Source organism: Streptomyces flavofungini, assembly GCF_041028215.1.
Taxonomy (GTDB): Bacteria; Actinomycetota; Actinomycetes; order Streptomycetales; family Streptomycetaceae; genus Streptomyces; species Streptomyces flavofungini_B.
The window spans coordinates 1-7,084 of record NZ_JASKYR010000451.1 but is presented as its reverse complement, the minus strand read 5'-3'; the positions used below and the strand labels follow the sequence as shown (position 1 = coordinate 7,084).

7 protein-coding genes are annotated in these 7,084 nt (G+C 72.1%); 2 read left to right on the top strand and 5 right to left on the bottom strand.

What is annotated here, in order from left to right; translation table 11 throughout:
• On the top strand, positions 1–1,171 hold a 1,171-nt coding region (locus tag AB8Z36_RS26655; RefSeq protein ID WP_369215919.1), incomplete at its 5' end, for an outer membrane protein assembly factor BamB family protein.
• Between the two features lie 70 nt (positions 1,172–1,241).
• Here the strand turns inward: AB8Z36_RS26655 and AB8Z36_RS26650 are convergent.
• The 5 genes from AB8Z36_RS26650 to AB8Z36_RS26630 all read right to left on the bottom strand — a co-directional run bounded on the left by AB8Z36_RS26650 (position 1,242) and on the right by AB8Z36_RS26630 (position 6,199).
• Positions 1,242–1,583 (bottom strand): SH3 domain-containing protein, encoded by a 342-nt coding sequence (locus tag AB8Z36_RS26650; protein WP_369215918.1) that lies wholly within the window; start codon positions 1,581–1,583, stop codon positions 1,242–1,244.
• 103 nt (positions 1,584–1,686) lie between these two features.
• Positions 1,687–3,540, bottom strand: coding sequence for a dihydroxy-acid dehydratase (gene ilvD / locus AB8Z36_RS26645; protein WP_369215917.1), 1,854 nt, complete (start codon positions 3,538–3,540; stop codon positions 1,687–1,689).
• Between the two features lie 205 nt (positions 3,541–3,745).
• Entirely contained in the window at positions 3,746–4,375 is a 630-nt protein-coding gene (locus tag AB8Z36_RS26640; RefSeq protein ID WP_369215916.1) for a TetR/AcrR family transcriptional regulator, read from the bottom strand.
• Positions 4,372–5,196, bottom strand: coding sequence for a sugar phosphate isomerase/epimerase family protein (locus AB8Z36_RS26635; protein ID WP_369215915.1), 825 nt, complete (start codon positions 5,194–5,196; stop codon positions 4,372–4,374). Before AB8Z36_RS26635 ends, AB8Z36_RS26640 begins: the two co-directional genes overlap by 4 nt.
• A 70-nt stretch (positions 5,197–5,266) precedes the next feature.
• On the bottom strand, positions 5,267–6,199 hold the full coding sequence (locus AB8Z36_RS26630) for a Ppx/GppA phosphatase family protein (RefSeq protein ID WP_369215914.1): 933 nt from the start codon (positions 6,197–6,199) through the stop codon (positions 5,267–5,269).
• Between the two features lie 71 nt (positions 6,200–6,270).
• Between AB8Z36_RS26630 and AB8Z36_RS26625 the strand changes: the two genes are divergently transcribed.
• The coding region (locus AB8Z36_RS26625) for a hypothetical protein (protein WP_369215913.1) at positions 6,271–7,084 on the top strand (814 nt) is incomplete at its 3' end.

Genomic DNA, 7,084 nt, shown 5'->3' with positions numbered 1-7,084 from the left:
GGAGCGCACGGTCGCCGCGGCCAAGCGGTCCCCGCTGCCGGAGGGGTTCCGGCCGTGGCGCGAGACGGTGCCGGGCGGCCGGGAGGACATTCCGGACGAGCTGCGCTGTGTGGGCCGGGGTGAGGCGCTGTTCTGCGGGGGCGGCGGTGTCCTCGCCACCCGCGTCAGGGCCGCCGACGGCTCCCGCGTCTGGACGGAGAAGAGTCCGGGCGTCCCGGCGCAGGGCATGCACATCGTGGGCGTGAGCGGTGACACCGTGCTCGGCTACCGCATCGGGACCGAGGACCAGCCGGACAGTTCCGCCGTCCAGGTGGTCGCCCTGGACGCGGAGAAGGGCGAGGAGCTCTGGTCGGCCCCGTCCGGCGCCCAGTCCACGGCCGTCACCGGGCGCACCCGGGACGCCGTGGTGCTCGGCTCCACGGTCGTCACGGTCGACGCGTCGAACAGCCGCTTCGAGGCGCGGCAGGCGCACAGCGGCCGGGTGCTCTGGCGGACGCCGTTCCCCGCGGGCCGGAAGTGCGCGCCCGTCCCGGCGGGCGAGCGGCTGTACGCGATGTGCGCGCCCAGTGCCGAGCTGGCCGCGACCGACGTGCGCCACCAGGTCCTGCGCGAGGCCGATCTGACCTCGGGGAGCCTCGGCGAGCCCGTCGCCGTCAAGGGTCCCGTGAAGCCGTTCGGCACGGCGGACGGCAGCCTCGTGCTCCTCCACGAGCGCCACGAGGGACCGGCCATGGTCGGCTACGACGGGGTCGCGCGGCTGGACCTGGCCTCGCACGAGGTCTCGTACGCGCGGCTGCCGAAGACGTACGCCGGGACGCCCGGCATGGCGGGCGGCACCGTCTACTTCAGCGGCGGGACCGGCCTGGTCACCGCGGTCGATCCGGTGTCCGGCAGGAAGAAGTGGTCGCGGCAGACGGCGGTCGAGGGCGCGTCGGGGCCGGTGGCGGACGGCGCGGGGAAGCTGTACTTCAGCTCGGCGAGCGGCCGGGTCGTCGTGCTCGCCGCCGCGACGGGCAAGCCGCTGCTCACGACGGACCCGCGCGCCGACGGTCTGGCGGGCGAGGAGAACGCCTCCCCGCGCGTGACCCTCGCGGGGCGCGTGGTCGTGGTGGCCGCCGCCAGGAACACGGTGTTCGCCTTCGACGCGACGAAGCCGCCGCGGGCCCGCTGAGGGCCGCTGTTCCGGCCCACCGGCCCCCGGCGGCTTCCGCGGGTGACCCCGTACGTACCGGACAGCCGTGTCAGCAGCGGGGTGCCACGTACCCGGTGCTGCCCGTGCGCACATAGGTGTCCGAGACCCAGCGGCCGCTGCCGATCCGGTCCCAGAGCTTGGATGTGCCGCCGGGGCCCGTGACCTGCTCGCCCGCCTTCTGGCACTGGATGGTGACGCGTGCGCCCGCGCTCAGCCGTCCCACCTTCGCGTACGACGTGCCCGGGCCCGAGCGGACGTTGACCGCCGCGATGACCGGATAGCTGGCCGCTGCCGCCACGGCGACCGCTTCGGCCCCGGTGGCCGCGACGTCCCCGGGAAACTCGTCCGGAAGCTCAAGCGCGGCATCCGGTGTGATCACGTGCTCGCTCATCTGCTCTCCCCCGTAACCGGCGGCGCGGGCCGCCCCTGGCGTGTTCCTCACACCAAGGACGCACCCGCGCCGCGAAACGTTCCGGAGGTCCTGCCCCTGGGCTCTAGCCGAGCCTGGAGACGTCCCGGACCGCGCCCTTGTCGGCGCTCGTCGCCATGGCCGCGTAGGCGCGCAGGGCGGCGGAGACCTTGCGCTCGCGGGCCTTCGGCGCGTACACGCCGTTCAGGGCCTCGCGGCGGGCGGCGAGCTCTGACTCGGGGACGAGCAGTTCGATCGAGCGGCCGGGGATGTCGATGCGGATGCGGTCGCCGTCCTCGACGAGCGCGATCGTGCCGCCCGCCGCCGCCTCGGGCGAGGCGTGGCCGATCGAGAGGCCCGAGGTGCCACCGGAGAAGCGTCCGTCGGTGACCAGGGCGCAGGTCTTGCCCAGGCCGCGGCCCTTCAGGAACGACGTGGGGTAGAGCATCTCCTGCATGCCGGGGCCGCCCTTGGGGCCTTCGTAGCGGATGACGACCACGTCGCCGTCCTTGACGGCCTTGTTCAGGATCTTCTCGACGGCCTCTTCCTGCGAGTCGCAGACGACCGCGGGGCCCTCGAAGGTCCAGATCGACTCGTCGACGCCTGCGGTCTTCACCACGCAGCCGTCCTCGGCGATGTTGCCCTTGAGGACGCCGAGACCGCCGTCCTTGGAGTACGCGTGGGCGACGTCGCGGATGCAGCCGTGCGCGGCGTCCGTGTCGAGGGTGTCCCAGCGCTCGGACTGCGAGAAGGCCTCGGCGGAGCGGCGGCAGCCGGGGGCCGCGTGCCACAGTTCGAGGGCCTCCTCGGAGGCCGATCCCGAGCGGACGTCCCAGGTGTCGAGCCACTCCTTGATGGAGGGCGAGTGGACGGTGTGCACGTCCTCGTTGAGCAGACCGCCCCGGTACAGCTCGCCGAGGAGGGCGGGGATGCCGCCCGCGCGGTGCACGTCCTCCATGTAGTACGTGGTGGTGGGCGCGGCGTTCGGGGCGACCTTGGCGAGGCAGGGGACACGGCGCGAGACGGCGTCGATGTCGGAGAGGTCGTAGTCGACCTCGGCCTCGCGGGCGGCGGCGAGCAGGTGCAGGATCGTGTTGGTGGAGCCGCCCATGGCGATGTCGAGGGCCATGGCGTTCTCGAAGGCGGCGTGGGTGGCGATGCTGCGCGGCAGGACGGAGGCGTCGTCCCCGTCGTAGTACCGCCGGGTGATGTCGACGACCGTCTGGCCCGCCTTCTCGTACAGCGCCTTGCGGGCGGTGTGCGTGGCGAGGACCGAGCCGTTGCCCGGCAGGGAGAGGCCGATGGCCTCGGTCAGGCAGTTCATGGAGTTGGCGGTGAACATGCCGGAACAGGAGCCGCAGGTCGGGCAGGCGTTCTCCTCGATGCGGAGGATGTCCTCGTCCGAGATGTTCTCGTTCACCGCGTCGCTGATCGCGTTGACCAGGTCGAGCTTGCGGACCGTGCCGTCGACGAGGGTGGCCTTGCCCGCCTCCATCGGACCGCCGGAGACGAAGACCGTCGGGATGTTGAGGCGCAGGGCGGCCATCAGCATGCCAGGGGTGATCTTGTCGCAGTTGGAGATGCAGATCAGGGCGTCGGCGCAGTGGGCCTCCACCATGTACTCCACCGAGTCCGCGATCAGGTCGCGGGAGGGCAGGGAGTACAGCATGCCGCCGTGGCCCATCGCGATGCCGTCGTCCACGGCGATCGTGTTGAACTCGCGCGGGATGCCGCCGGCCGCGCTGATCGCCTCGGAGACGATGCGGCCGACCGGCTGGAGGTGGGTGTGGCCGGGCACGAACTCGGTGAAGGAGTTGGCCACCGCGATGATCGGCTTCCGCCCGATGTCGGCCCCGGGTACACCGGAGGCGCGCATAAGGGCGCGGGCGCCCGCCATGTTGCGGCCGTGGGTGACTGTGCGGGACCTGAGCTCGGGCATCGTCGCTCGCTCCTTCGGGGACTACAGCGATCGTTCGGCAGTGACAGCGATCTGGTGACAGTGATCTAACGGAGAGACAAGACTGCTGTCGAGCGTACGCCGCCGCTCCACGATCTGGACAGGCTGTCCGGATGGCGGGACGGTCGTCTCGGTGGGCGACCGTGTCCCCGGCCGGTGACCGGAGCCGTCCTGAGTCTCCCGGGTGTCAGGCTCCCGTCAGGTGTCCCTGCACCACGGGCGCGACCCGCGCCACGATCCGTTCGGGGTCGGCGGACGCCAGCGGCTCGACCCTGATCACGTACCGCAGCATGGCGACGCCCACGAGCTGCGCGGCGGCCAGCTCGGCCCGCAGCTCCGCGTCCGGCAGGTCGATGCGGCGGGCGATCCGGCCGAGGAGCTGGGTGGCGACGAGGCGGCGGAAGACGGCGGCGGCCGTTTCGTTGGTGACGGCGGAGCGCACGATGGCGAGGAGCGGGGCGCGCGTCGCGGGGTTCTCCCAGACGCCGAGGATGAACCGGGTCAGGCGTTCGCCGACGCCTTCGAGCGGGCCGTCCTCGATCGCCGCGGGCGCTTCGAGCGCGGGCGCGAAGGCGACGGTGACGGCGGCCTCGAAGACCTGCTCCTTGGTGCCGAAGTAGTGGTGCACGAGCGCGGAGTCCACCCCGGCGGCCTTGGCGATGCCGCGCACGGAGGCCTTCTCGTACCCCCGCTCGGAGAACTCGTCGCGGGCCGCCTGGATGATCCGGTCGCGGGTGGCGGGCCCGGTCTCCGTCTCCGTACGGGAGGGCCGTCCCCGGCGGCGCGGGGCGGCGGGGCCCGCGGCGCCCGGCGTCACGGCCGCTTCACCCCGACCGCCGACGCGAGGTGCAGCCGCGTGTAGGCGAGCGCCTCCGCGAGGTCGGCCTCGCGCTCGGCGCTGGACATCGCGCGGCGGGTGTTGACCTCGATGACGACGTGCCCGTCGAACCCGGTGGCCGCCAGGCGTTCGAGGAGCTCGGCGCACGGCTGGGTGCCGCGCCCCGGCACGAGGTGCTCGTCCTTGGCCGAGCCCTTGCCGTCGGCGAGGTGGACGTGGCCGAGCCGGTCGCCCATCCGGTCGACCATGTCCATGGCGTCGGTGCGGGCGGTCGCGGTGTGCGAGAGGTCGACCGTGAAGTGGCGGTAGTCGTCCTTGGTGACGTCCCAGTCGGGGGCGTACGCCAGCATCTCGCGGTCGCGGTAGCGCCAGGGGTACATGTTCTCGACGGCGAAGCGCACATCCGTCTCGTCGGCCATCCGCCAGATTCCGTCGACGAAGTCGCGCGCGTACTGCCGCTGCCAGCGGAAGGGCGGGTGCACGACGACCGTGGAGGCGCCGAGCTTCTCCGCGGCGGCCTTCGCGCGCTGGAGCTTGACCCACGGGTCGGTGGACCAGACCCGCTGCGTGATCAGCAGACAGGGCGCGTGGACGGCGAGGATGGGGATGCGGTGGTAGTCGCTCAGTCTGCGCAGCGCCTCGATGTCCTGGCTGACGGGGTCCGTCCAGACCATGACCTCGACACCGTCGTAGCCGAGGCGCGCGGCGATCTCGAAGGCCGTCGCCGTCGACTCCGGATAGACCGAGGCCGTCGACAGGGCGACCTTCGCATCCGGGACGCGCACCACTGGTTCTGCCACGCAAGACAGGGTACGGGCCGCGTCACGGCGCCGGGGAGGTGGCCTCATTCCGCTCCGCTCGGACAGGTTTTCAGGAGGCCGGCAGGTGGTCGAGCCGCCGCAGGATCACGCCCTCGCGCAGCGCCCAGGGGCAGATCTCCACGTTCTCGACGCCGAAGAGGTCCATCGCGCCCTCCGCGACCAGCGCCCCCGCGAGGAGTTGTCCGGCCCGTCCCTCGGAGACGCCGGGCAGCTCCGCGCGCTCGCGCACGGTCATCGCGGCGAGCTGCGGGACCCAGTCCTCCAGGGACTTACGCTTCAGCTCGCGCTGTACGTAGAGCCCTTCCGTGGAGCGGGCGGCGCCCGCGAGCCTGGCGAGCTGCTTGAACGTCTTGGAGGTGGCCACGATGTGGTCGGGGGCGCCGAAGCGGCTGAACTCCCCCACCGTGCGGGCGATCTGCGCGCGCACGTGCCTGCGCAGCGCCTTCACGTCGGCCGGGTCCGGCGGATCGGCGGACAGCCAGGCGGAGGTGAGGCGTCCGGCGCCCAGCGGCAGGCTGACCGCCGCGTCCGGCTCCTCGTCGATGCCGTACGCGATCTCCAGGGAGCCGCCGCCGATGTCGAGGACGAGCAGCTTGCCCGCGGACCAGCCGAACCAGCGCCGGGCGGCGAGGAAAGTGAGCTTGGCCTCCTCCTCGCCGGACAGCACCTTCAGGGCGACGCCGGTCTCGTCCCTGACCCGGTCCAGGACCTCGTCGGCGTTGGTCGCCTCGCGCACGGCGGAGGTGGCGAACGGCAGGACCTCCTCCACGCCCTTGTCCTCGGCGGCCTCCATCGCCTCGCGCACGATGGCGACGAGGCGGTCCACGCCCTCGGGGCCGATCGCCCCGGAGGGTTCGAGGAGTTGGGCGAGGCGCAGATCGGCCTTGTGTGAGTGCGCGGGCAGCGGGCGCGCGCCGGGGTGGGCGTCGACCACGAGCAGATGCACCGTGTTCGACCCCACGTCGAGGACACCGAGTCTCATGTACGAAACGCTACGCCGAGTGCGGCGGATGTCTGGCTCCGGGCGGACCACCGCACGCATACCCTGGAGACGTGCCAAAGACGAAAAAGACGAAGGCCGACAAATCGAAGTCGGCGAAGTCGTCGCCCGAGTCCCATGAGCCGCCGAAGCAGGGGAAGCGGGAGAAGGTGGTGGGCAGGCCGGAGAAGAACGAGAAGGTGGGAAAGTCCGGAAAACCGGCGAGGACCGGAAAGAAGGAACCGGACGAAAAGGGCCTGGACTTCGCCCGCTCCTGGGTGGAGTTCCCTGATCCGGCGGACGACGAGCAGGTCTTCCGCTGCGATCTGACATGGCTGACCTCTCGCTGGAACTGCATCTTCGGAAGCGGCTGCCAGGGCATCAAGGAGGGCCGCGCCGACGACGGCTGCTGCACTTTGGGTGCCCACTTCTCGGACGATGACGACGAGAAGCGCGTCGCGGGCCGCGTCGAGCGGCTCACGCCGGACATCTGGCAGCACCACGACGTGGGCCGGGAGACCGGCTGGGTCTCCGTGGACGAGGACGGCGACCGCCAGACCCGTCCGTACAACGGCTCGTGCATCTTCCAGAACCGCCCCGGTTTCGAGGGCGGCGCCGGGTGCTCGCTGCACATCCTGGCGCTGCGCGAGGGCCGCGAGCCCCTGGAGACCAAGCCGGACGTCTGCTGGCAGCTCCCGGTGCGCAGGACGTACGAGTGGATCGACCGGCCCGACGACACGCGCGTGCTCCAGGTCTCGATCGGGGAGTACGACCGGCGGGGGTGGGGTCCCGGCGGGCACGACCTGCACTGGTGGTGCACCTCGGCGACGTCGGCGCACGGCGCGGGCGACCCGGTGTACGTCTCCTACCTGGAGCACGCGCGTGTCG

Excerpts from the sequence above, each read along its gene's own strand:
- AB8Z36_RS26650 (WP_369215918.1), bottom strand. The coding sequence starts at position 1,583 with ATGAGCGAGCACGTGATCACACCGGATGCCGCGCTTGAGCTTCCGGAC.
- ilvD (WP_369215917.1), bottom strand. The coding sequence starts at position 3,540 with ATGCCCGAGCTCAGGTCCCGCACAGTCACCCACGGCCGCAACATGGCG.
- AB8Z36_RS26630 (WP_369215914.1), bottom strand. The coding sequence starts at position 6,199 with ATGAGACTCGGTGTCCTCGACGTGGGGTCGAACACGGTGCATCTGCTC.